General features: G+C 65.1%; 28 protein-coding genes. 13 read left to right on the top strand and 15 right to left on the bottom strand.

What is annotated here, in order from left to right; genetic code table 11:
- Positions 1 to 5: 5 nt before the first annotated feature.
- The 3 genes from L324_RS40940 to L324_RS43250 all read left to right on the top strand — a co-directional run bounded on the left by L324_RS40940 (position 6) and on the right by L324_RS43250 (position 2509).
- Complete coding sequence (locus tag L324_RS40940; protein ID WP_152546839.1) at positions 6 to 1079, top strand: pentapeptide repeat-containing protein; 1074 nt, start codon at positions 6 to 8, stop codon at positions 1077 to 1079.
- 103 nt (positions 1080 to 1182) lie between these two features.
- A complete protein-coding gene (locus L324_RS13540) occupies positions 1183 to 1539 on the top strand; it encodes a hypothetical protein (RefSeq protein WP_152546838.1) in 357 nt (118 codons plus the stop codon).
- Between the two features lie 61 nt (positions 1540 to 1600).
- The gene (locus L324_RS43250) at positions 1601 to 2509 is read left to right on the top strand and encodes a DUF6283 family protein (protein WP_175583834.1); all 909 of its coding nucleotides are present in this window, start codon (positions 1601 to 1603) and stop codon (positions 2507 to 2509) included.
- 227 nt (positions 2510 to 2736) lie between these two features.
- On the opposite strand, the gene L324_RS13530 is transcribed toward L324_RS43250, so the two are convergent.
- Positions 2737 to 3423, bottom strand: coding sequence for a GNAT family N-acetyltransferase (locus tag L324_RS13530; RefSeq protein ID WP_037306963.1), 687 nt, complete (start codon positions 3421 to 3423; stop codon positions 2737 to 2739).
- Positions 3424 to 3588: 165 nt separating this feature from the next.
- Between L324_RS13530 and L324_RS13525 the strand changes: the two genes are divergently transcribed.
- Positions 3589 to 3951 (top strand): hypothetical protein, encoded by a 363-nt coding sequence (locus tag L324_RS13525; RefSeq protein WP_037306961.1) that lies wholly within the window; start codon positions 3589 to 3591, stop codon positions 3949 to 3951.
- 301 nt (positions 3952 to 4252) lie between these two features.
- Positions 4253 to 4429 carry a hypothetical protein gene (locus L324_RS42790; RefSeq protein WP_161780854.1) on the top strand — a complete coding sequence of 59 codons (177 nt, stop codon included), beginning with the start codon at positions 4253 to 4255 and terminating at the stop codon, positions 4427 to 4429.
- Here L324_RS42790 and L324_RS13515 read toward each other — a convergent pair.
- Genes L324_RS13515 through L324_RS13495 form a run of 5 tightly spaced genes read right to left on the bottom strand, consistent with a single transcriptional unit; the run spans position 4426 to position 6908 of the window.
- Complete coding sequence (locus L324_RS13515) at positions 4426 to 5022, bottom strand: DUF3558 domain-containing protein (RefSeq protein ID WP_051173889.1); 597 nt, start codon at positions 5020 to 5022, stop codon at positions 4426 to 4428. The two genes, L324_RS42790 and L324_RS13515, sit on opposite strands and share 4 nt — an antisense overlap.
- A complete protein-coding gene (locus L324_RS13510) occupies positions 5019 to 5750 on the bottom strand; it encodes a hypothetical protein (protein WP_037306957.1) in 732 nt (243 codons plus the stop codon). Before L324_RS13510 ends, L324_RS13515 begins: the two co-directional genes overlap by 4 nt.
- Positions 5747 to 6130 (bottom strand): hypothetical protein, encoded by a 384-nt coding sequence (locus L324_RS13505; RefSeq protein WP_037306955.1) that lies wholly within the window; start codon positions 6128 to 6130, stop codon positions 5747 to 5749. Before L324_RS13505 ends, L324_RS13510 begins: the two co-directional genes overlap by 4 nt.
- On the bottom strand, positions 6127 to 6438 hold the full coding sequence (locus tag L324_RS13500; RefSeq protein WP_037306953.1) for a YbaB/EbfC family nucleoid-associated protein: 312 nt from the start codon (positions 6436 to 6438) through the stop codon (positions 6127 to 6129). Before L324_RS13500 ends, L324_RS13505 begins: the two co-directional genes overlap by 4 nt.
- Positions 6435 to 6908 carry a YbaB/EbfC family nucleoid-associated protein gene (locus L324_RS13495; RefSeq protein ID WP_235783521.1) on the bottom strand — a complete coding sequence of 158 codons (474 nt, stop codon included), beginning with the start codon at positions 6906 to 6908 and terminating at the stop codon, positions 6435 to 6437. Before L324_RS13495 ends, L324_RS13500 begins: the two co-directional genes overlap by 4 nt.
- Before the next feature lie 523 nt (positions 6909 to 7431).
- Here L324_RS13495 and L324_RS13490 point away from each other — a divergent pair.
- Both L324_RS13490 and L324_RS13485 read left to right on the top strand, forming a co-directional pair.
- Positions 7432 to 8094: a hypothetical protein gene (locus L324_RS13490; RefSeq protein ID WP_037306949.1), complete on the top strand. Its 663-nt coding sequence runs from the start codon at positions 7432 to 7434 to the stop codon at positions 8092 to 8094.
- A gap of 501 nt (positions 8095 to 8595) precedes the next feature.
- Positions 8596 to 9207, top strand: coding sequence for a hypothetical protein (locus tag L324_RS13485; protein ID WP_152546837.1), 612 nt, complete (start codon positions 8596 to 8598; stop codon positions 9205 to 9207).
- Positions 9208 to 9759: 552 nt separating this feature from the next.
- Here the strand turns inward: L324_RS13485 and L324_RS42325 are convergent.
- Both L324_RS42325 and L324_RS42320 read right to left on the bottom strand, forming a co-directional pair.
- Entirely contained in the window at positions 9760 to 10599 is an 840-nt protein-coding gene (locus L324_RS42325; RefSeq protein WP_152546836.1) for a hypothetical protein, read from the bottom strand.
- Positions 10596 to 10817 carry a hypothetical protein gene (locus L324_RS42320; RefSeq protein ID WP_152546835.1) on the bottom strand — a complete coding sequence of 74 codons (222 nt, stop codon included), beginning with the start codon at positions 10815 to 10817 and terminating at the stop codon, positions 10596 to 10598. The genes L324_RS42325 and L324_RS42320 overlap by 4 nt, the downstream gene beginning before the upstream one ends.
- Before the next feature lie 815 nt (positions 10818 to 11632).
- On the opposite strand from L324_RS42320, the gene L324_RS44435 reads away from it, so the two are divergent.
- The gene (locus L324_RS44435; protein ID WP_499698309.1) at positions 11633 to 11806 is read left to right on the top strand and encodes a hypothetical protein; all 174 of its coding nucleotides are present in this window, start codon (positions 11633 to 11635) and stop codon (positions 11804 to 11806) included.
- 99 nt (positions 11807 to 11905) lie between these two features.
- Here the strand turns inward: L324_RS44435 and L324_RS42785 are convergent, their stop codons facing one another.
- The 3 genes from L324_RS42785 to L324_RS13470 all read right to left on the bottom strand — a co-directional run bounded on the left by L324_RS42785 (position 11906) and on the right by L324_RS13470 (position 13721).
- Entirely contained in the window at positions 11906 to 12061 is a 156-nt protein-coding gene (locus L324_RS42785) for a hypothetical protein (protein WP_161780853.1), read from the bottom strand.
- 779 nt (positions 12062 to 12840) lie between these two features.
- On the bottom strand, positions 12841 to 13224 hold the full coding sequence (locus L324_RS13475; protein ID WP_037306943.1) for an SEL1-like repeat protein: 384 nt from the start codon (positions 13222 to 13224) through the stop codon (positions 12841 to 12843).
- Between the two features lie 8 nt (positions 13225 to 13232).
- Positions 13233 to 13721, bottom strand: coding sequence for an RNA polymerase sigma factor (locus L324_RS13470; RefSeq protein ID WP_037306941.1), 489 nt, complete (start codon positions 13719 to 13721; stop codon positions 13233 to 13235).
- A 96-nt stretch (positions 13722 to 13817) separates the two neighbouring features.
- Here L324_RS13470 and L324_RS42780 point away from each other — a divergent pair, with 96 nt between their 5' ends.
- On the top strand, positions 13818 to 14036 hold the full coding sequence (locus tag L324_RS42780; RefSeq protein WP_037306939.1) for a hypothetical protein: 219 nt from the start codon (positions 13818 to 13820) through the stop codon (positions 14034 to 14036).
- A 39-nt stretch (positions 14037 to 14075) separates the two neighbouring features.
- On the opposite strand, the gene L324_RS42980 is transcribed toward L324_RS42780, so the two are convergent.
- Complete coding sequence (locus L324_RS42980) at positions 14076 to 14306, bottom strand: hypothetical protein (protein WP_152546834.1); 231 nt, start codon at positions 14304 to 14306, stop codon at positions 14076 to 14078.
- A gap of 302 nt (positions 14307 to 14608) precedes the next feature.
- Between L324_RS42980 and L324_RS13455 the strand changes: the two genes are divergently transcribed.
- Positions 14609 to 15193, top strand: a complete 585-nt coding sequence (locus tag L324_RS13455) for a hypothetical protein (RefSeq protein WP_037306935.1) — start codon at positions 14609 to 14611, stop codon at positions 15191 to 15193.
- 471 nt (positions 15194 to 15664) lie between these two features.
- Here the strand turns inward: L324_RS13455 and L324_RS13450 are convergent, their stop codons facing one another.
- Positions 15665 to 15886, bottom strand: coding sequence for a DUF2188 domain-containing protein (locus tag L324_RS13450; protein WP_037306934.1), 222 nt, complete (start codon positions 15884 to 15886; stop codon positions 15665 to 15667).
- A gap of 200 nt (positions 15887 to 16086) precedes the next feature.
- Entirely contained in the window at positions 16087 to 18102 is a 2016-nt protein-coding gene (gene ligD, locus L324_RS41615; protein WP_438938452.1) for a DNA ligase D, read from the bottom strand.
- Positions 18103 to 18418: 316 nt separating this feature from the next.
- Here ligD and L324_RS42975 point away from each other — a divergent pair, with 316 nt between their 5' ends.
- From L324_RS42975 to L324_RS13430, 3 genes are all read left to right on the top strand, one after another.
- Positions 18419 to 18610, top strand: coding sequence for a hypothetical protein (locus L324_RS42975; RefSeq protein ID WP_051173888.1), 192 nt, complete (start codon positions 18419 to 18421; stop codon positions 18608 to 18610).
- Between the two features lie 1113 nt (positions 18611 to 19723).
- Positions 19724 to 19894: a hypothetical protein gene (locus tag L324_RS42775; RefSeq protein ID WP_161780852.1), complete on the top strand. Its 171-nt coding sequence runs from the start codon at positions 19724 to 19726 to the stop codon at positions 19892 to 19894.
- Positions 19895 to 19997: 103 nt separating this feature from the next.
- The gene (locus L324_RS13430) at positions 19998 to 20648 is read left to right on the top strand and encodes a hypothetical protein (protein ID WP_037307124.1); all 651 of its coding nucleotides are present in this window, start codon (positions 19998 to 20000) and stop codon (positions 20646 to 20648) included.
- An 80-nt stretch (positions 20649 to 20728) separates the two neighbouring features.
- Here L324_RS13430 and L324_RS13425 read toward each other — a convergent pair whose 3' ends face one another.
- Complete coding sequence (locus tag L324_RS13425; protein WP_152546833.1) at positions 20729 to 21952, bottom strand: hypothetical protein; 1224 nt, start codon at positions 21950 to 21952, stop codon at positions 20729 to 20731.
- Between the last annotated feature and the right edge of the window lie 266 nt (positions 21953 to 22218).

Raw genomic sequence — 22218 nt, 5'->3', positions numbered from 1 at the left:
GCAGCGTGGCTCGCAGTGCTTGCAGCAAGGGGTGCGGCAGCGCGGCGAACGCCTCGGCGGTGCTCGCCCTGGAACGCCTGGGCGACGCCCATCCGGAACTGCGGCAGACCGTCGCGGACCTGCTATGCGCGTACCTGCGGATGCCGTTCGACCATCAGCAGAGCGAGCCCTCCCAGTGCGAGACCGTGCCACACCAGGCCGCAGCCACCGCCGACCACGAACGCCAAGTGCGCCTGGCCGTGCAGAACATCCTGCATGCGCATCTCTCCACCAGAACGGGACCACGTGCCCCCGGAAAGCGGAACTGGGGACCCCTGTCACTCAACCTCGATGGCGCAACCCTCATCAACTTCACCCTGGGGGAATGCTCGGTCGGCGCCGTGAGATTTGCTGGTGCGACGTTTCTCGGCTCGACCTACTTCAACTTCACCGCCTTCACGAGCGGCGCCTTCTTTCACCGGGCGACCTTCACCGCGGACGTCAGCTTTTACTCGGCGACCTTCGACGACGCTGCCAGCTTCGGCGGCACCTCGTTCGGCGGCACCGCACATTTCAGCGAAGCGGCCTTCCGGAGCATCGCCGGTTTCGACGAGGCCACCTTCAAATCTTCCGTACTTTTCCAGGCCGCACGCTTCGCCACCGACATCGACTACCGCTACCCAGGTGTCCATTTTCAGAGGACCACGTTCGCCGAAAGGCTGGACCTGGATAGAGCGATCGCGGCTGCGCCGATCATCTTCACCAAAGCCGACATCCCCGAGCTGCGTCTCGACTACTCCGCACTCCATGGCCTCATCGGACTCGCCCGGCCCGAGAACTCCAGTCGATTCTCCGCCGCCCACGCCACCAATCACGGGCGAACGATGCTCCTCGAGGAGCAGTTCGATCTGCCCTGGTCGCCGAACTTCGACGAGGAGCAGCCGCCCCGGGGACGACGGCCTGATGCACCAGCGGGGCCCTCGGCGAGGCCTCACGTGGAGGCCGGACAATCGGCGGGCCTGCCACGGTGGCCCCCGACGCAGCTCGTGCACCTGATGGCGACAGCCTGGCGGAAGGGTAAACCGCTCAATCGAGTCTGAGCCCACTGCCAGGCCTTGTGCACGGGCGGGGGGCGTTGAGCGGGTGGTGGGCCTGCGCTGCGCAATGCCGCTTCGCGGGGCCCGTGACGGTTACGGTGGGTCGATGACCAGTGCAGAGGCGGCAGGACAGACTGACGAGGTGCCCGACGGCGACCTTGCTGGGCAGTTGCAGCGGCTACGGGCCGAGATCGCCGACGTTCGTGAGCGGCGCGTCGCGGTGGAGCGAGCCACTGCGACACGGCGGAGTGTGGAACTCGCAATCGACGCGGCGGTGCGTGACCGGGATGCGGGAATCTCACCCCGATCGGCGGAGCTGCGCCGTCACGGGCTCGACCTGTCGCAGCGGCTGCGGAAGATCTGGACCGACGCGGACTGGCTGCGTAACGCGGTTGCCCGGCTCTGCCGGGTGTCTCACTCTGTCGGTCAGCACAAGCACTGCTACGGCGCAGCAGTACGCTGATCTCACAATCGCACACGATCGGCGAGAGTCGGCCGGGATACCGAGGGAGGTGCTTGCGCGGATGTCCTCCGCAGCTGATGACGTTCCTGTCGTTGTCACACGTAAGGGTAAGCTCGGCGCGCCTGCCGAGGCGCCGTGCCGGACGTGCCCGTATCGGCGTGATGTGCCCTCCGGTGTTTGGGACATCACCGAGTACGAGAAACTCGCCCGCTACGACCAGGACACCGGGGACCAACCCGCTGCCGTGTTCCAGTGCCACCTCACCGATGAGGACAACCATCCCACCAAGCGTCGCCGTTCCGGCGAGACGGAGGGCGGGCTCGCCCGGATCTGCGCCGGCTGGGCCGGATGCCACGATAGTGACAACCTGCTCAGCCTTCGCGTAGCCGTACGTAGTGGCGTTATCAGTCTCGAGACCGCCGAACGCACCCGCGACTACGACTCGCCGGTCCCGTTGTGGGAGTCCGGGGCCGCGGCGGCCGCGCACGGTGTCAGCGCGATTCTTGACCCACCTGCGGATACCCGCCGGGTCATCGACAAACTCGTCCGCGTGTACGGCAAGAACAGCCGTCACGACACCGTGGCCGATGCCGCCACTCCCGCACAGGATCGCCCGCCCCGCGAAGGATCCGTGTCCCCCGTCGAGCCTGACACAGCCACACCTGTACGCAGGCTTCGGGCAGCAAGGGCGATCCACGGCTTTCTCATCGACAGTGCCGGGTTCGACGCCGGCCCGCCCATGATCGAGCAAGCCGCCGAACTCGCCGACCTCCTAGCTAACGCTGGCCTGCTCTCACACGACGTCACCGGACAACAGGTCGTGGACACAACCGCGGTGATCCGGGCGTACATCGTCGACAGCAGCGGCGAGGACCTCGGCCCGCTCACCACCCACCAAGCCGAACAACTGCGGGACACTCTCGCCTCCGCCGGCCTCTTCGGCGACGGAACGTTCACCCCGCTCCCCTGACCGCCCCACACGACGACAGACCACGATCGTCGTAGCGCCGAAACTCGACCTACCCGTGTCGCACCACCCCATCGCGCGGAGCGGGGGCACGATCTCGCTCGTAGACGGTAGACCTGGCGTGCTGGGTTCGTGGTCACGGCGATCGGGAGCAGCCCGCCGAGAAACGCCGGTCCCCAACGAGCCCGGACGGATGCCGTGGCACTGCCACAGGCTGTTGCGGCGACGGACTAGGGCAGCGTGTCCGGAGTGAGGTGAAGTCCGCGCAGGCCTCGGACGACGGCGTGTCCGGGCGCTTTGATCGCGAGTCGCCACTGGCGTTCGTGTGCTTGTCCGGCGTTGATACTCGTCGCACCGGATGGGGTGTCGAGTATGCAGCTTTCACCGATGTCGGCGAGTCGATAGCCCCGGTGGCGGTACCACCGCATCACCGGCATATCCCCAGCGTCGACTTTCGCGACGAACACCCGCACACCCTGATCACCGAGATACCGCTCGGCATGATCGAGCAACGCGGTTCCCGCTCCGCTGCCACGGAAGCCCTCCTCGACGGCCAGGATCTCGATCTCGGCGACAGACCGGGCAAGCCAGGCCCTCTGCTCACCGTGATGCGACAAGACGAAATCCACCGGCGTGCACACGTACACCACGCCCACCAGGCGATCGCCGGCATGCGCCCCGAAACACCAGCCCGCACAGCCGGGCAGGCCAGGGAACTCGATCCGGCCTCCGGACAGATCGAGAGCCGCCTGCAGCGCCCCGCCTTCCACGAGCCCAGGGACCGCCGCCCCGGCCGCGATCGCCACCGCGGCGGCTCCCTCACCCGCGCGAAGCAACCGCACGCGCACGGTCGTCCGCTGCACATCGACGTCGAGCGACGTGCTCTGCGGGCGCGGATCACGAAGGTGAGGGGACATAAGGAAGCTCCGTTCGTTCACCACGAGGCTAACGTGTCACCTGCCCAACCAAAACGACGTCGGCCCCGGCACACGCCAGTGCACGCGCCCCACACGAACACCGCCCATCCGGACGGGTCGCCGCCGTGCGAAGACCGGCGACCGTCGGGCAGTACCCTGGCCCGCATGGTGGCCGCTGACCAACCTAACGATCCCGCAGGCGAACTGAAACATCTGCTGGCGGTCCGGGCAGAACGCTTCGCGACAGAGCAGGCCGTCCACCTCCTGCGTCAGGCGATCAAACTCGGAGACACCGCCCGGATCGCCGCCGGTGTGACGGCCGCGATCGACGCGGTACATCACCTCGCCACCCTGGTCATCGCACCCCCAGGCGACACGACCTCCACGCAACTGCGGACACAGCTGCACAACTGCCAGACCTCCTTCCACAAGGCGCACCAGCAGGGCGACACCGACGGCGTCATCGGCCGCGGCGAACTGATGGGCGACGCGGTCATGAACTACGCGATCTTCCTGACCAACCTCTAGCCGCAGCCCGCGGCGAACACCTGGCACACGCGCCACGCTCGGACTGGACGCAACGATTCGGTGCCCGCCCCCAACGTCTGGTTCGCCACGACGATGGGCGGCCCGTCCCCTCTTGTTCTAGCCCACCTGCCTGGGAGAGCGCTGATGCCTGACGACGAGCTTCAGCTTCACGACTCCGCAGAACCGTCGGACGACCTCGGCATCCCGGTCATTGTTGAGGTCGTCGCCTTGGCCACCCACCTGATCAAACGTGGCGTCGCGTTGACCACCCACGGACCAGCTCGCGGTCGCCCTGTACCGGGTGCCCGGCGACGACATGCCCGTCCTGCTCAACGCCCTGCACCGGCACCGCCTCATCACCGACCACACGCTGAGCGGCTTCGTCGGGCTCGCCTGGTCACACGCCGAACGACCCGACCTCGCACTCAGCCGCGGCCGCTGGCGGACGCTGGTCACCGCCGCCGGCCACCGCGCCTAGCCGCGGAGGTTGTCGATGACGAATTCCGCGATCTTCTTGACCGCACCACAAGGATCGTTCTGCCAGGGTCCCGCTTCCGGCTTTCCCCGGGTGTTGGTCTTGATGTGCACCAGCGTGGTGTCATCGACGCCGAGAACCAGTCGGCACGCCAGGGGTCCCTCGTCCCGTTTCGTCGAGATGTTCTCCTCGACATCCACGATCACCGCGGGGTAGCCGTTGATCGTCAGCTCTTCCCAGTGGTTGCCGGCATCGTGGCCTTGGGCGCGGCCGCTGTACAACGTGGCGATGCTCTCCCGCAGCGGCGGGAACCATGACGTGGTGACGTCGACCGACCGGCCGAGGACGATCAGACATTGGCCCTGCCGGGTCTGTTCATGCCTGCCCTCACCGAATCCGATGCTCCGCAGCTGCTCCACGGTGATCGCCGAACACGGATCGGCGATGAACTTGTTGCCGTTCAGCTGTGCGGGGATCGGCGGGACCGACACCGACGGCCCCGGCGGCGGAGACGGCGGGACCGTTCGGCAGCCGGCCAGCACCACCAGTCCGCCGGCAATCAGCAGGGCGAGCTCTCGAGCGAGACGTCGTATCACGAAGGATCGGCTCCCGGTTTGATCCGCCAGCGGCGGGGTTCTCCGACTACCTCGACGCTCGTGCCGATATCCGGGATCTTGGGGAAGGTGGTTTCGATGACCGTCAGCTCGAGGCCGCTCCCCACCAGCGCTCCGATGTTGGTGATCATGCTGCCCAGGAGCGTGTTGCAGTCACGCCAGAACTTCTCGAACGCTGAGTTGATCGCGTCCACGAAGTCTTTGGCTGACAGCGCAGCCAGCGGCGGGACCAGCAGAGATCCCATCACGATCGCGAACTTCCCGCTCAGCTGCGCCAGGTTCGCCGCACAGTTCCCGAGCGCGAGCAGCAGGTTCTTGTACGTGTCGATCACTGTTGTCGCGACCGTGCTCATCGTTTTGGTCAGGGTTGCGATCGAGATCTGTCCCTTGTTCAGGCTGTCGACAGCCATCCCGGAATACAGGGAGTACTGGTCGAACGCGTCACCGCGCCATGCGGCAGTCAGCGACAGCTTGGTGTCATTGACGATCTCGGCCGCGTCCTTCAACTTGCTCTCCCGGGCGAACACCTCGGCCAGCCTCAGCGCCTTCTCCAGGTCGCCGGCGACGAACACGCGGAGCTTGTCGAGCAGTCCGATGATCCCGTGGGCGCCGATCAGGTCCGCGTACTCCCGGATCTTCGCGTCCGCGGACTCGGGGTAGGTCATGGTGGCGAGTTCCGCGGCAGCCTGGCCCGGGTTCGGGGTGGTCACTTGATCTCACCCTCCAGCTTCTTCATCCGCTCATACGCTTCCTGATCGAGCTGCTCGTAATGGTTCGCGGCCTTGCCCAAGGCCGCGCTCAGCACAGCAAGCTGGGTCGAATTCTGGGCTGTGATCCGCTGAATCGCGTCGATGGCCGCGTTGTACCGGTCCACCGTCCCCAGACCGTTGAGACCGGGCATCATGTTCGTCGCCGTCCCCGGCAACCCAAGGTCATACGGACCGAGCGCGACATCCGCCAAGTCCTCCACCGCGAAGTTCTGCAGCAGGCCTGCTGCCTCCGCGATCGCGTCGGCCGCGGCCCGCAGCTTCTCCGGATAAACGTGGTAGCCCTGGCCGGGACCGGGGTCGAACGGATCCGGAAAGCTCATACCAGCCGCTCCTCATCCCGAACGGCGGCGATCGCCGCCTCATACCGCTGGGCCGCGGTCTCCTCGGCCCGCTGGATCCCCAGCAACAGCTGCCGCGACAGGCTCGCCGCGCTGTAGGCCTTCATCGCGGCCACGTCCACCGACACATCGACCAGCTCACCCGCACCGGTCACCGTCACCGACCCCAACTCCCCCGGCAACGTCCACGTGACACGATCCCGCGCCGCACCCGCCGCGGCCCGCTCGACCGCGGCCACCGTCGCGTCGATCTCCCGAGCCAGGTGATACAGCTCGTCCTGGTAACTCACCAGCGATCCCGCCCCTCGTCCTCGAGATCGTCGTCCAGGAAATCGAGCTGATCGAAACTCTCCTCCTCGACTTCCCCGCTATCGGGACGCGCTCCACGCGGCTCAGCCGCCGTCGCGGTTCGGGGAGCAGGTGATGGCGCGACGTCGTTCCCCTGGGTGGCCGCGGGCCCAGGGGCGGGTTCGGGCATCCACTCCTGGTCCTTGTCCACCACTGCGCGCACCTTGGCGACACCGACCTGAGCGGCCGCACGCCGGGCCGCCGACACCGCCTCCACCACCGCGGGCCCCAGCCGCTGTGGATGCGAACTCCGGATCACCTGATCCGCGATCGTCAGATCCACCAGCTTGCCCTGGCCAGTCACCACCGCCGACGCGACACCGTCAGCAGATCGCCCGATAAACCGGGCCCGCTCCAGCTCAGCATCAAGCTCACCAGCCTGCTGCCGCAACCTGACCACATTCAATGACACGCCGGCTCGCCCTCCCCGTCGCCCGACATCTCCCCTGCTGGCCGCCCTACCGGCCAGACCGCGCTATCTCGTGATCGACACACGAGCGTAACCGGCCGAGCGGCCAGCGTAGTCGAACCTCACACCAGTGTCTCGTCATTCCCCGAGCTCAGCCGGTAACGCGCAAGTCGGCACCACGACCGACAGCAGGAAAGCCCCGCTCCGGCAGGGCGGCGAGCGCGGCCCACCGGCGGACCGGGACCGCCTCCGACATCCGTGGGTCAACCTGGCGGCCGACGAGCGAAAAGCAGGCGTGCGGAGCGGTCTCGCCAGCTTCGCCGGAGGAAGCGGCGAAACACTGCACACGAGTACTCCCCCATTGGCATGTTGCCCGCTCCGACGCAACGTCGTGAGACCGCCCGCGTCACGTCCAGATCTTGATCATGACGGTATGCTTCCGACAAGCGACTACGGATGGTGTCCGACTCGTTGCTCCTTGCAGGAGACTGCAAGTCGTCGCTACATGCACTAGCTGGGGGTAGATGTGCCGGTTGAGACCGAGGACGACGCGACACGGACACCCCGGTCGGATTCGTTTCGCGCCTCCGATCTCGGCGCGCTCCTGGCCGGCGTAGTTTCTGGCTCCATAGGCGCTTACGCCTACTACAGCGACGTGCTGAGGCCCCTGGCGCACAGCTTCACCATCTGGATCGTGCTGGTCGTCGCAGTGACCGCCGGCGCACCTCGTCGACGCGCGACGATCCGGGCGGTTGGAGCGCTGATCGCGGCAGTTCTTGCCTTCTACTGGGGCAAGGCACTGGTCTATGACATCAAGTATGCGGGCATGCCGTACCAGATCGACGTGTCTACGACAGCGCTGTGGTGCGCGCTGGCGATCGCCGGCGGCCTGCTCGCCGGCTTCCTGTTGAATGCGATCGGCCGAACCGATATCCGCGGCACAGTGGCAACCGCCGCGGCAGTCGGACTGTTGGCCGCCGACGTCGTCCGGCAGTCCGGCCGCTCAGGCGTCGGCGTCCTGCTGCTCGCGACGGTGGTCGCGATTGGCTATGTGGGCTTTCGAGGGATTCGGTCGGCACGACAAGCCATCCAGGTTGCAGCCTACGCAATCCCGTTGGGAGGCCTCGGCTTCATAGTCGTGTCAGCACCGGACATCCTCGAGGAAATCCTGATCAGACTGGAGCATTAGCTCCTACCGCACCGGAAGCACACCGCGTCGACGCCGCCACGCCCGGCACGGGCCGCACGGACCCCACCTCTCGCCCCGATCCAACACCTGGGGTCCCAGCACCGCCGAGAAACCTTCGTCCAACAAGGTCAAGGCAGTGGAACTCGTAGCAAATCAGCTACCACACCTGTCATTCATAAGAATATGATAAGTAGTTTCCAGTGACCCTGATCACACTCGTTCGGTGGTGTTCGGCCATGTTGATCTAGTGGCAAGGTTAATTGATCGCAATTATTAGTGTGAAGCGGTTCTACTGGGGAGGGCTTCCAATGCAGGGCATGCCTATTTTCTGACCGTACCGCTGCTCATGCTCGCGCTCGTCTGTCAGCAACGAAATTGAGCCTGTCTGAACTGCCGCAATTACGGCGGTCTTCTCCTGTCTTGAAACGCCGATAGCCCCTGACTTCTGCCGTTTGCGCCATCTTCACCGTGTGTGCGGCGGACGCGAAATACATGTCACGGATGCGCTATGCGTTCGATTTCGAGGGTTGCATCCAATTGAGGTATGTCGAGAGGGTTGAAATGAATCGCGTATCGAAGATGTTCACCGTTGGCGTGGCGACGCTTGCACTCGCGTCACTGTGCGGCACCTCCGCCTCGGCGGCCACCGTGAGCGCTGACTCAGCAGGACGCTACTGCGCCTGGGTGGTCGGGCCGGCCGAGAACGGCGACGTGTCACCCGTCCTGGCGAAGTCGTGCTCCGAGGTATCACCGGCCGCGGCCACGGCCGGACTCGCATCCCAGGCTGACGAGCACGCCATCTCGGCGATCGCCGAGGCCACTCCCCTGATGTACTGGTACTCGAACGGAAACTACAACCGCAATGCCGCGGGCAGCATGACGACGATCTACGGAAACGCGGGACCGTGCGACTCAGCCGGCTACCGCGTCGAACCCGACTCGTACTGGAAGGCGAACATGTCGTCGATTCTCGGCGACAACAACTGCAGATACGCGCACGTCACCAACCGCGCACTGAACTCGGCACATGATTTCAACATCGACTTCGGAGCCGAAGGCGCCTACTTGGGCGGTTGGGACAACAACGTCGGACTGACCAAGGCGCACGCCTAAAATCCGTTGCGGCTGCCTCTGTCTGCCCTATTCCCAGGGCGGACAGAGGCAGTCTGCCGCGCAGTGAGTTCAACAGGGCGAGTCGACCTTAGGGCTCGCCGGGCGCTAGGAGTGCTGAATCGTCGATGCCGTCGGTACAGTTGCACGCTCAGCGCGAGCGCACTGGCTCGTCCGTGGCGGCTAGTTGGATTTCCCCGACGACGGCGAGGCAAGTCCCCCGCCGCCTGGTGAATCTCATGGTCAGTGCAGCGGTACCCTCCCCTGTCCGGAGATGTCCTGAGCCGGCCGGAAGCTGTCGCCTTGTGTGACAACAGTATGAACGTGATACACGAGCCGATCGATTGTGGCGGCGGCCAGGCATTCGGCATGATCTCGTCGAATCTGGACGGTGCACATTTGAGCTAACGGCCAGTTCATGCCGTTCGTCAGCGCTATTTCTCAGTAACCCCATCCTCTAAGCCGGGCGGCAAGCACGGCCATCTAATCTCGTGACGCGCCCGCCGGTGAGCTGCACGCTCGCTCGGACTGCCGTCGGAGAACACGCCCGACGGGCTAGGTGAGGCGAATACGAGCACGGATGATCCGCAGAGCCTCGGCGAGCCCTGATTGTGTGTCGAGCCCGAGCACGATCGCTTCATGCTCTGCGTAGACGATGTCCCGGACAATGGAATCGATGTCGGGTGGCGACGGAGCCGGAGACCCGATCGGGCGCGGCGGATCGTCGCGCAGGACCCGCCTCCAGGCCTGCACGATCTGCTCCACCCGCTGGGGCACCAGGGGCCGAGCGATGACTTTCCGAACCAGCACTGTGAACAGGACGCGGACGGTCTCTTCGTCGGTGGGTACGATGATGCGTTTCATCGCATCGTGCAAGGTGCTGCGGGGTGTTGGATGTGCGGGGTCGAGTTGTTTAGTGTGCCGGGCGATCTGCTCGTAAGACAACGATGCTTGGCACTTCAGGGCGCGAAGATAACCCATGAATTCATGGCGGGTCTTGATCGTGTCGAGCTTGGCGTCCCAGGCGGGGTCGAGACGTGTTCTCGGCGGCGTCGCAGGAGCATGGCGGTAATAGAGCTCCCGTGTCTGCATTCGTTCCGGGTGCGGAGCCGGGGGGCATGGTGTCCCATCGCGGGCGGCCTCCACTGTCCGGTACTGCCACACGATGCGCTGCAGTTGCCGACCTTCGACACCGCAAGCCCGAGCAATTCCGAGATAGACCGTCAAGTCGAGCAGTTCAGTCGCGTCCGGATCCCAGGCTGTTTCCAGGACCGCCAGGGGCATCTCCGGTAGCTCGCTCCGGATCCGCCACAAACGATGGCGGACTGGAAGCCCTCGCATGTCGTGGTGCAGCGCCCGCAACGCGGCCGTGGCCGCGTCTGGCGCGTCGTTCATGCCTGGCAGGAGACGACATAGGAGGCCGGACCGTGCATGTGCAAGGCCCCGACTGCCCGAACGGATCCCGCGAGCACTCCGACCGCGGCCGCAGCCGCGGTCGCGATGTCATGGCCATGCTGGAGCAGAGCGAGGGCGAACGCCATCGTGCACACCACGAGCAGCGCGGCCGTTCCACAGGTACGGCGCACCCGGACTGGGTACAGAGAAGCCGACATCTTCCAATTCACTTTCTGTGTCGCGGATTTCCGCGGTCCTTATTGATACGGGCAACTAGAACCGGGTCCGTTCCTGTGATCACCAGAGCGGGCTTCAACCCGTCGAGATTCAGGGTGCACAGTTCGGTGCGGCTGGAGAACGATCCAACACCAATGCTGAGCAAGCGCACAAGCCAACCGGTAGTCGTGCCCATCCGACCCCATCCGGACTACGGCGGTCAGGCCTTCCGGATGGACCCGGATGGCTGTTAACGAAAGCTCACCGACTCTCGCTACTTGTCAACGACAGGTCGGCATGGATGACTCGCTCTGCGGCAACGCTGGCCTGTGAATGCCCCGGGCGAGGGAGGTGCGACGCACGGCATAAGTTCGGCAGCACGGATCGTCACACCTTTGTCGGCGTGGCGCTTCCCTTTGTGACGCAGCGGTCTTGCTCTGCTCTTGACCTGCGGTTTTTTCGTTCGATCGGAGATGCAAGTACGAAGCCGAGCGGCCGCCCCTGGAACGGTGCCCTACGGCCAAGTCCCCAGGGCGCGTCCTCCGGCTCCCCCGGGGATGATGACGAGTGACCGCATGCCCGCTGAGTGTTCAGTCGCCAACATCAGCCGGTCGACCACACAAAGTCTCACCGCAGATCGCGCAATCACTCGTTCGAGAACGAGTAAACCCAAACGCGTGAAGCTTACGCACAAAAGCAGTACTTTTTGTGCATTCACAGTTAGCTCGAAGGATGGACCTTTTGACGTGAGACGCGCGACTCGTTCATTGGCCCGGAGGGTCACGATTCACAATCAGGCAGTACTTACGTGACAGTCATGCGCACGATACGATGGCCCACCCTTGTTCCGCAGTCGCCCTGCAGGCGTGGCTTAAGCCGCTTGGGCAGGTCACGTATCTCCGCCACAACCACCGGACCACTGCGGCTGTCGTGGCCCCAGGTCAAACTCTGGGCCCGCGCCGATCGCAAAATCGCAGCTCAACTCAACTGATCACCTCGGCTGGACCAGCTTCCCGAGAAGGTCGGGAAGCCGTTCCAGCTCGCTGAGATCGCCCTCGGCGAGCGGCACCACGACGAACGCAGCTCCGTGTCAGCTTTTCTTGCGGCGGCTCTGGTTTCGGCGGAGGAGCCGGTAGCCGTACAGACCCAGGCCGCCGGCGACGAGCCCGGAGAGGATCTTCACGGCGTGCGGTACGAGCAGGATCACGCAGGCCAGCGCCAGGGCGATGAGGGTAACCAGGAGCATGGCCAGAGCGAGAAGGCAGTCCCGGCCGATTGTCGGGTCGCGGACCCATCGGCCGATCCAACGCCAGGCCGAGGGCGGTGTGGCGGGGTCGGGTGTGCTGGGGGTGGTCTGTGTGGACATCTCGGTCCTCGGTGTGCTCGGGGCAGCATCGGGTTGATACCGCGCGGATATGTTGCGCTTACCGGGAAATACGAGATCGAGACCGTTGATGTCACGGCCGGAAGATGAATCGGTCCCGGCGACTGCCATTCGCCGGGACCGATTCATCTGCTCTGTATCTCCGCCCTGGTCGAATAGACGGCACATATTCGTGCGGGGGCGAAGTAACTACGACTGTGACGGCGCAGTCGAGCTGCTACTCACCAGTGACAGCGGTTCCGCCGACGGAGACGTCCAAGTTCCTCTCGCCTCGTGGGGTCACCGCTGCACCGTGTCGACCGCGCTGCACGGTCACTGCAGTCGTCTGGACAGGAAGCGATCCGCTCTGAAAGCATGAAGTAGCGCTACGGTCGTCATGTTCTTTTCCTTCTCAAGGTTGTTGCGTGCACGGGAATGAGCAGGCCGCCGCGACTATGTGATGGACCCCCTCGGAACATCACATGTGCGCCATGGTGGGCATGTTAGCGACCAGTCGATCACTTTCTGGTCCGACACAGCAAGCCCTCCTCGATGGCTTGTGTCGGACTTCTTCATCTCCGGCCGATGCCGGTCAGTCGGCCTCGACCAGACGGCAGCGAGCGGGCACTCGCTGCTTGGCGATCCTTCTCCCCTTTGTGGTGTTACTGACCGAGGATCTCTCGGACGTAGTCCTCGGCGTCTGGGTCACCCAGCTTGGCGGCGAGACGCCACCAGGTGGCCGCGGTGTTCATGTCGTCGAGCAACTCGTGGAGTTCCGCCGCTCGGCGAGCGCTCGCTGCATCACCTCCTCTCGCTTGTTCTTGCAGTTGGTCCAGTTCTTTCTTCTGATCGAGCGTCACGCGATTGCCCGGTACGGGGGCGACAGTGGTGTCGCTCCTGGCTGGGGCTGCGAGGTAAGGCGGGACGCCGGCCGGGATCGAGTCACGCGCAGTGGTGATCACGCGGTCGATCAGCGGCCGGACGTCCTGCCTGGCAACCTCGGAGCAATCGGTGACGTTCCAGCCAGAGAGCTGGGTTACGTCCATGTCACTCCTCAGTGCATCGCTCGGAATTCCGCAATCAGCCGGTCCTTGGCCAGCGATCGGTAGTTGCTCACTGTCCGAGGATTGAGTTGCAGCCGTTCCGCGATCTCCGGCACCTCAAGCTGGTCGTAGAGCGTTAGCTCGATGACCAGACGTTGCCGAGGAGGCAGGCGTTCGACCGCCTGCCGGAAGGCTTCGGTGTAGGTGAAGGCGTCCTCGCTGTCGGCTGTATCCGGCACCGGAAGCTCGGCGGAGAGCTCGGTGGGAACGGCCTTGGTGTTCTTCTTGGTCCGGAAGTAGCTGATCTTGACCCGGTCCACGATCGTGCGCGAGTACGCGAAGTTAGTAGTCAGTTCGCCGGTGCGCATCCACCGCGTCCACAAGAGCTCGTGGGCGGTCTGGACGAAGTCCTCCGCGAGATGGAAGTCAGTCCCACCAGCACGGGCATGGCTCACCAACAGCTCCGTGGAGCCGATGACGAACTTGGTGAACTTCTCCAATGCCTCCTCGGGGGAGGCCGGGATGCACGTCGAGTGGCCCGGCGTTGCCGGACGCTCGCTCGACGTCGGCGATCCACGGTCCCCTCGAGGAGCAGGATGTCCGCGATCGCCGGTTTTGTTGTCCGGGAGTACCGGAGGCATGAAACTTTTTGGCCTTTCACGCCAGAACGGGCTCACACCAAGGGGGAGGAGGAGCACGACACCGCTGGATACGGCTTCGTCCTTCCCTACCTCGCGAGCACCCTGGTCGATGTCACGGTCACAACGTCCGACATCACCCGATCGGCGGTCGATCCACTGGACAGCTGGCGCTGATGCCGGGCGGAACAGAGCGTTTCCGCGAGGCGATCTTCATCAGCCTCTGATCCGGTAGGCGGTGTGGCCAGTGTTCTCATCAACGACCCGCTCATCGCGGATCCGATAGGCCGTGTTCCCTGTGCGCTCGTCGACGAGCCGTACGTCCCGGATCCGGTACGTGGTTTGACCGGTGACCTCATCGACAACCCGCTCGCCGCGGATCCGGTAAGTAGTGTCCCCCGTGCGCTCGTCAACCAAGCGGCGACCGTCCCAGGATGTTGTTTCCATGAGAGAAGTTTGACAGTGTGCACGAAATGCGAGGTCAGCGCACTTCGGCCGCCGGTGCGGCCGCGGCGGTCGGTCTTCGGCTAGGCGGCATCACTCCGCCTTTCAAGCCACCCGCACGGGTCAGCCAGCTGAGGCCAGCGGCCTGGCCACCGGGGCCGTCAAGCTCCAGCAGGCGAGCCTGCTGTGAACCGGCTGGCAGGTTCCTGGGACGGGGTCGAGTGTGGCCGCTGGCTGATCCGCCACGCCGTCGAAGCAGATCGGAATGCCGGTGTCGGTTTCCCGATGTGGGGGATACTGGGTGGATGACGTACCACCAGGCACCGAGGCGCTGGTATTGGGGGCTTTGGATGTTCGCCTTCGCCACGCTCGCCCTGTTGGCGAATATCGACGGTACGGCCGGATTCTTCGAGCGCCTGTTCGGCGAGGACGAGAAGAGAGTCGCCGCCCCGGGCAGTGCGCCCTCGACGGTGGTGGTCGAGGGCGCAGTACGTGACGATCACGCGGTGGACAGCGAGCCCGAAGCTGGACCGGAGCCGGGCCGGTTACAGATCAGCGTCGGTCTTGCCCCGGAGTTCGCCCGAGGCAAGGACCGGGCCGTCGCCTGCGGAGACGACTCGGTCAAACCGTGCGTTGGAGTGATCGTCAAGATGTTCGACAACCTGGGCGAGTTCACATCAGGGTGCCGCATCTCCTGGATCGCGTACGGGATGACGTCTAAGTACGAAGAAAAGGGGGAGACAAACACTTGCGGCGTTCCAGGCACCATCTACCTGGGAATGAATCCTGGCCCGATGCCAGCCGGTCGGTACAGCATCGAGTTGACCGCCACGCTCGATGACGGCGCATTCAAAATGCATAGATACAGCTGGACGTTGGACCGCCACTAGCGCGAGATGGAAGGCAGTTGGCGGGTCCACTCGCGGTCCGCTTGGTCGCGAGTCGGCGTCTCAGTGGTCGACCACGGCCGCCGCTGAAGCCGAAGATGGGCTACAGGCTGCCGAGTGCGCTCGCTCGCCGGTCCCGCAGTGTCGAGTGGTAGCGATTGGTGGCGGAGTTGATCAGCCGGGCCGACCGACGATCGCGGTCTTCCCTCGTTCGGAGCCTGTACCGCCGTTGACGTCGTGACCAACACTGGAGAGTCCAGTAGCGCGATCGAGGGAGGTTGATCCGGATGGCGAATCGCGAGGGCTGACAGTCCAGCACAAGAAAGAAGGGCTACGCGGCGAACATTCGCCGCGTACCCCCTCTTTCGTCGTGCAAGCGGTTCAGTGACCGTAGCCGACGTACCTCTTCATCGCGTCGGCGATCGGGCGCGGTGTGGTTAAACGTCGCGCGCTTGCGGACGTTCCTTCGGCTGCTCAGCCGTGTATGTTGCGGGGGTCGTGGCCGTAGGTGTTGCGCTCGCCGATCTGGCCGTCCTGCTTCCGGATGAAGTGCTCGACCTTGCGTTCCCGCGCCATGTCACGGCCTTTCTCCACAGCTTCGGCCTTGGTGTCATGAGTACTGGCCGCGCGTGTGCTGCCCTCGACCTTGTTCTTCCACTGCCCGTCCTCGAAGTACGTCTCGATGTCACCCTGCACCGCTGAACTCCTCTCCGCGCGTGGTCGCCGACGACCACTGGATACCCGGACTCGTGACTGTCCGAACGTCATCCGATCGGGTCTCGTGGGACACAACGGGCGGGTGGGTACGGAGGTGCTGCCGCGGGTCTGCCGGGTAGAAGGCGAGCGTTCCAGCTGACGTGGGTAGCGACGCGTGTTCGATCCGGACCGTTGTGGCGCTAAGGCAGCGCCATTCGCGTGGTGTCGAGGTCGGCGAGCAGGTCTCCGTGGTCGTTGACGCGGTCGAGGACGTCGTCGGCGGTGAACACCAGCTGTGTCGCTCGGCGGCAGCCGCGGACCTCGTCCCAGGTGACCGGGGTGGAGACGGTGGGATGGTCGCGGCCGCGCAGAGAGTACGGGGCGATAGTGGTTTTGGCGGGGTTGTTCTGCGACCAGTCAATGAACACCCGCCCCGTCCGCTGGGCTTTGGCCATCACCGCGGTCACCCGATCCGGTGTTTCCCGCGCCAGCCGTTGCGCGAGTTTCTTGGCGTAGGCGGACGGGGCGGCGGGATCGTCGGTGATGATGGCGCAGTAAAGCTGCATGCCTTTCGACCCGGAGGTCTTCGCCAGAGGGGTCAGCCCATCGGCGGCCAGGACGTCGTGGAGTCGTTCGGCGACACGGCAACAGTCCACGATCGAGGTTTCCGGCCCGGGGTCGAGGTCGAACACCAGCCGGTCCGGCGGGAGACGGGTCCCATCGGCGGCGGCGGTCCATTGTGGAACGTGGAGTTCGAGGGCGGCCATGTTCGCCGCCCACACAACAGCGGCGAGCTCGTCCAGCAACGCGTAGGTGATCGGCTCTCCCGAACCGCGGGTCCCGCTGCGCGCGATCCGGATGGTGGGCAGCCACGCGGGGGCGCCCTGGGGGACGTTCTTCTCGATGAACTGTTGACCTCCGACACCGTCGGGGAAACGGATGAACGTCACCGGGCGCCCGGCCAGATGCGGCAACAGGACCGGAGTGATGCGGGAGTAGTAGTTGATGACCTCCCCTTTGGTGAACCCGTCCTGATAGAGCGGCTTGTCCAGATTGGACAGCGTGAGCCGGCGCTTTCCTGCCTGCACCGTGATCCGCGGTCCCACCGGTGGCGACGCGACGGCGGACTGTTCCTCGTCGGGTGCGGCCTCTTTCACCCGGCCGCTGGTGGGGCCGGGTGAGGACACCGGCGGTGCGGTCTCGGCGGCACCAGGGTGTGGACGGTGCGGGAGGAGCACGTCGGCGGGTTTCTTGTCCTCGCGCAGTCCTCGCCACGCGGTGTGCCGCAGGCGGCCGGCGCCGCGGGTGAACTGCCGGAACACCACCTCCCCCACCATCTCCGGCCGGACCCAGTGGGCCCGGTCGACATCGGCCCGAGGCGGCGCCACGGCGAACGGGTGCCGTTTCTGCTCCAGGCTCTCCAGCCGCGCCTGGAGCCTGCCGCGTTCGTCCTCGGTGAACCCGGTCCCGACGTCCCCGATGTAGACCAGGTCGCCGGTGTCGGGGTCGTGGGCGCCCAGCAGGAGCCCGCCCATCCGGCCGGTGATCCGGCCTTGTCCTGGCCGGTATCCGCAGATGATCACCTCGGTGGTCTGGGTCAGCGGGTGTTTCAGCCACGCGCCGCTACGACGACCCGGCGTGTACGCGGAGGTGCGGAGCTTCGCGATCACGCCCTCGTGACCACTGGTCTTCACGTGATCGAGCAGATGGCGCGGGGTCCGGCGATCAGCGGCGAGGCCGGTGAAGGTGAACGCGCGCACCACCTCCACCCGGTACGGATCAGGCATCGACAGCCGCGTCAGCTGTCGTCGTCGCTCGTCGTACGGCTCACGCAGCAACGAGACGCCGCCGAGCTGCAGCAGGTCGAACACCAAGAACCGCACCGGTATGTCCTCGAACGGCTCCCCGCGGCGAACAGAGCTGCGATGGGTCTGGTAGCGGCCTCGGCGCTCCTGCAGCAATCCGAAGTCGATCTGACCGTCGTCGTTGTAGGCGACGATCTCACCGTCGAGCACAGCGCTCCGCCCCTCAAGGCACTCGGTGAGGACACCGGTCAGGTCTGCGAACTCGTCGGTGAAGTCGATCCCGTTACGGCTGGTCAGCACCGTGGCGCCGTCGGTGGCGATCCTCATGCACGCCCGGTAGCCGTCGAGTTTGTACTCATACGCCCACTGCGGCCCCTCACGCAGCCGGCCACCGTCCGTCGTGGCCAGCATCGGCTCCACCCACCCCGGAACACCCGCTCCGGCGTCGCCTCGGCCGCCTGCCGACTCCCGCGCCATCACGACCTCCCACCACCCCACAGACCAGGACGAGCCACTCGACCTCAGCCTGCACCGACGGTAATCCGAACGGCCTAAACACGCCCGATTACGTCGCCGGACAGGGTGATACCACCGGATTCCTCCCAAACACCCGGCTGCAGCTGTTACATGCGCACGCCGGAATGCGACATAACAGGGACGTCAAACCAAGGAGGTGTGGCCTGTGCGGTCCGATCGCGTTGTCCAACTACGTTTACTCGACAGGACGGTGACGGTCGACGACATCGACGGCCACCCTGCCACTCTCTCCTACCCGGGTATCGCGCTCATCCATCACCACGGCGACCACGTCGTCGGTGAGGTCTGGCTACCCGTCGGCGAGGAACCCTCCTTCGCCGACGACGAAGCCCTGATCACCGCACTCCGCACGGCCCTCTCCTGGAGCCGGACAGCGGCCTGAACGAGAGTTCTCACCCGGACCGGCGGCCCAGATGGACAGCGGGTGCCCGACCCGGCGGACGCTGCCACCCTGGACCACGCACGGCACCGGCCGAACACGGAAACCGGCCTCGGCCACGACGTCTGCCTCGCCCGCGAGCCGCCTCTGCGATGCCCGGGTTTCGTGCCGCACCCATCGGATTCACCGCGCCGGCGTCGGCATCGGCCGCGTCGACGACCGGATCTGTGACTCGCGCGGGCGGTCCTGCTCGGCTAGACCTACCTCGACCGCCCCGAGAGATCGGATCAGCGTCCCCGGCCGGCAGCACCCGCCACCGCCCGGGGATACTCGCACCTCCTGTCCTGAAACCCCACAACCGGCAGAGCCACGGCATCGCGTGGAGCCGGAATACAGGGCCTGGCATCCTGCTCGCGGCATCCATCCGACCGCGGCAAACAGCGGCCCGACTGGGGAAGACCGGGGGTGAACTGCTCCGCGAGTGAACTCCGACGTCGGATACACCGGCCCGGTGGTCGCTGCACACGCGGCGACCACGCCGCCTCGCGAGGACAGGCATCGGCTGAGCGGCTGCGTGGACCGCATCCGCCTCGCTTCTGCCACACCGACTGCCACGATGTGTCGGTGGTCGATGTCATGATCGATCCGCCCCGGGACTTCCTCGGGGTGGGTGGGTACCCCAGCTGGGCGGCGTCGCCGATGCCGACGTCGCCCAGCCCGCCCACCTCGTGCCGCAACCGAGGACACCGCCACCGAAGCGGATCTGCTGATCCACCTACCCGATCGGCCGCAGTTGTCGACCTCATTCGAGCAGCACGAGCGCGACGTGCCGAGAAGGTGACCGGTGTCAGGCTGGGGGTCGGCGGTGTCCGAAACCGTCGGCCAGCTCCTCCGCGCTGTCGAGCACAGCAACCGGCCGCTGCGTGTTCGCAGCTAGTCCGCCGGTCGATGCTGACCGCGGAGTGCATCGATGGCCATCGCGACGCCTGCTCTGGGACCTACCTAGCCGCGGCGAATACCCTGGTCGATCGACACACTGGTCAACCGTGTGAACCCGGTCGCCATGACCGTGTTCCTATGCGGAGTGTGTCGGTGAGCCGACCTATGATCCGCGGCGTGGAGAACAACGACAGCTCTCAACGGCTCTGTTTCAAGTGCGGCAAGAAGGAAATCGACAAACCGCACGTGCTCTGCGAAGGCTGCCTTAACCTGCTGGTGCAGGCCGGAGCGAACTACTGGCAGACCCACCAGCAGCAGGGCGCCACCGTCGTCAAGATTAGGCAGTAGACAAGACTGGATCCGTGTGAGCCGCACCGGCCCTCGCTCCTCCTGCAGCCGTTCACCAGTACGAACGGGGCTGTTCGGATGCTTGATCGGCTACCGTGCGGTGGTGGATATCCAGGTGCTAGAGGGTGCGCTGGTCGAGCTGCCGACAGACACAGTGACAGGAATGGACCGGCGCGCGTTCGGGGAGTTCGTCGGGCCGCAGGGCGAGCTGGCGTCGTACGCGCTCGGCTGGACGACCGGGGCGGACCCGCATGTCGCTCACTTGTCGGTCGGGATCGGTGCCGGCAACCCTGGCGGCGGAACCTTCCATGCCGTCATCTTCGAACACGACGACGGGCATGCTTTCTCGCTGACCGGCGACCCGTTCGAGCAGGTGCCGCAGGGCGGCCCGGACCTCACCGCGGAAGAGGCACGTGCCCACGAGGACCTGCCGTTCATCTGGTGGGTCGCCGACCAGATCATGCAGCGCGACCGGCGGGCTTGGTGGATGAGGCACTGGCTTCTGCGTACCACCTGTATCCAGACCCTTGAGATCTTCGAAGGCAGCGAGCCGATTCTGCTTGTCCAGCATGACGCCGATGACGGCGTGTGGCAGCTCATCGGCGCTTCCGACGCGGACAGCGGGACCGGCAAGATCGGGCACCTGCACCACGCCATCGACAGAGACCGAACCCTGATCGACACCCTCGACCTTCCACCCGGCGGCAGCGCCACACGAACATGCCTCGGAAGCCACTGGAACCGGCACTTCTAGCGTTGCACCATATGCCCGTGCCACAGGGCGCGCGACCCGTTGTACGTCCGCTCATGCCGAAGTGCGGACGCCGCCCGTACTTACCCGCCAAGGCGGAGTTCGACACGGTGGCGCCAAGCCAGGATCAGGCAGCTGCGCGCCGAGCAGCGGGTATGGGGAATCTCGCTGTAGCGACCAACATTCTCGGCCGTGAATGGGATACCGTGGCCGTTGGGGCCGACCAGAATCGTACCTTCCCGACCATTCGCAACGAGGTCGGCGAAGATATCGTCGAAGACTTCATCATCGATCGCGCAGGCCATGAGTAATTCAGGTTTCCAAGTCAGCGGATCAAGGCCGAGCCCAAGCACGCTCAGGCGCACACTTCCCAATCTTCGCCCGGCGACGAGCTTACTAAAAGGCGCGTCATGCTCATAGTCAAGAGGCCTGCCGCCTCGACCGTAAGCCTCCTCGATGTCAAGGAATTCTTCGGCAAACTCGCGCATGACTGTGCGCCAGATATCGAAGTCAGATTGCCGTGACTCAAGCCCGATATCGGCTGGAGTGAATTCCCCGGCGGGAACAACATGAAGGATATCCGGACCAACAATCAGGCCGCCGCTGTTGCGCTGGTGCATGTAGAAGCCACACGTGCTGTTTCCCACCCGGAGCGTGAGGGTGCACGTGCCCAGACTCGTCGATCGCCGCGACAGATCGAACGGATTTTCGAGATAACGCCGGTAGGGCCCTGCTAGCGGCAGATGTCTGCGAGCATGATCCCGCTTCGCTGCCTCGTAAGCGAGCACTTCTGTCGTGTCGAGATGATCGAAATAGCGCCCAGAGGTGAAGGTAAGCTGTAGATGGTCAGCCACCGCGTCGATCGCGACCGGCCGGTAAGTCCACCCGTTGTATAGCTGTGTCATTCCACCGAGCTCAACTAGCGCGTGGCTGTAGGTCGCGTACGGCGAGCCGTCATTGTGCCGCGGCATTATACCGCGAGCACGACGCCGCGAACCCTCGAGTCGATCACCTTCCGGCGGCTTCTCCTGCCAGATTAGCTGCACCGATTCAGCGGCCTTCGGGCTGGAAAGTATCCAGTTTGGCCGTGTGATCATCGGAATTCCGTCGGCTCGCCAGCTCTCCGGAAGGCTGGTGACTGCGAGCTCGTATAGGCGTGGTTGATGCGCACGAACATATTCGGACGCTTGACGAAACCCGATGGAGGTCTGTTCACCGCGCCCTCGGCGCAAGTTGGCCCAGGTCACAGGAAGGGCAATCGCGGCCATCAGTAGTCCCGCAGCGCCAATGACGAGTCCGAGATTCACGTACTACTCCTGTTGCATCACGCAGTCCACTGAAGCACGAGCCAGAAGGTAGGTCGCCGCCAGCGCTCCAGCAGTTACAGGATCAGCTTGGGGCCGCGAAGTACCGCCGTGCAAAGCGGCCGGCTCGTCGAGGGAGCAGCAACTTAACCAAGTCGATTCAGAACGCGCGAGCGCGACAAGGTGATACACAACCATCGCGCGCTCATGCCGCTGAGTGTTCATCTGTCTGGACACGCGCTCATGCCGATGAGAGGAGGTTGGCGCCC

It is taken from the genome of Amycolatopsis orientalis DSM 40040 = KCTC 9412 (assembly GCF_000478275.1).
Lineage (GTDB): Bacteria > Actinomycetota > Actinomycetes > Mycobacteriales > Pseudonocardiaceae > Amycolatopsis > Amycolatopsis orientalis.
This window is presented reverse-complemented; position numbering and strand designations above follow the sequence as displayed.

What these genes read in the sequence shown, in the direction of transcription:
- ligD (WP_438938452.1), bottom strand. Translation starts at nt 18,102, where the DNA reads ATGCTGGCCACGACGGACGGTGGCCGGCTGCGTGAGGGGCCGCAGTGG.
- L324_RS42785 (WP_161780853.1), bottom strand. Translation starts at nt 12,061, where the DNA reads ATGCTCCTGGTTACCCTCATCGCCCTGGCGCTGGCCTGCGTGATCCTG.
- L324_RS13475 (WP_037306943.1), bottom strand. Translation starts at nt 13,224, where the DNA reads ATGGACGTAACCCAGCTCTCTGGCTGGAACGTCACCGATTGCTCCGAG.
- L324_RS43250 (WP_175583834.1), top strand. Translation starts at nt 1,601, where the DNA reads ATGTCCTCCGCAGCTGATGACGTTCCTGTCGTTGTCACACGTAAGGGT.
- L324_RS44435 (WP_499698309.1), top strand. Translation starts at nt 11,633, where the DNA reads ATGCGCACGATACGATGGCCCACCCTTGTTCCGCAGTCGCCCTGCAGG.
- L324_RS13505 (WP_037306955.1), bottom strand. Translation starts at nt 6,130, where the DNA reads ATGAGCTTTCCGGATCCGTTCGACCCCGGTCCCGGCCAGGGCTACCAC.
- L324_RS42980 (WP_152546834.1), bottom strand. Translation starts at nt 14,306, where the DNA reads ATGGAAACAACATCCTGGGACGGTCGCCGCTTGGTTGACGAGCGCACG.
- L324_RS13455 (WP_037306935.1), top strand. Translation starts at nt 14,609, where the DNA reads ATGACGTACCACCAGGCACCGAGGCGCTGGTATTGGGGGCTTTGGATG.
- L324_RS42325 (WP_152546836.1), bottom strand. Translation starts at nt 10,599, where the DNA reads ATGAACGACGCGCCAGACGCGGCCACGGCCGCGTTGCGGGCGCTGCAC.
- L324_RS13485 (WP_152546837.1), top strand. Translation starts at nt 8,596, where the DNA reads ATGCGCTATGCGTTCGATTTCGAGGGTTGCATCCAATTGAGGTATGTC.
- L324_RS42780 (WP_037306939.1), top strand. Translation starts at nt 13,818, where the DNA reads ATGTCCGCGATCGCCGGTTTTGTTGTCCGGGAGTACCGGAGGCATGAA.
- L324_RS42320 (WP_152546835.1), bottom strand. Translation starts at nt 10,817, where the DNA reads ATGTCGGCTTCTCTGTACCCAGTCCGGGTGCGCCGTACCTGTGGAACG.
- L324_RS13540 (WP_152546838.1), top strand. Translation starts at nt 1,183, where the DNA reads ATGACCAGTGCAGAGGCGGCAGGACAGACTGACGAGGTGCCCGACGGC.
- L324_RS13530 (WP_037306963.1), bottom strand. Translation starts at nt 3,423, where the DNA reads ATGTCCCCTCACCTTCGTGATCCGCGCCCGCAGAGCACGTCGCTCGAC.
- L324_RS13525 (WP_037306961.1), top strand. Translation starts at nt 3,589, where the DNA reads ATGGTGGCCGCTGACCAACCTAACGATCCCGCAGGCGAACTGAAACAT.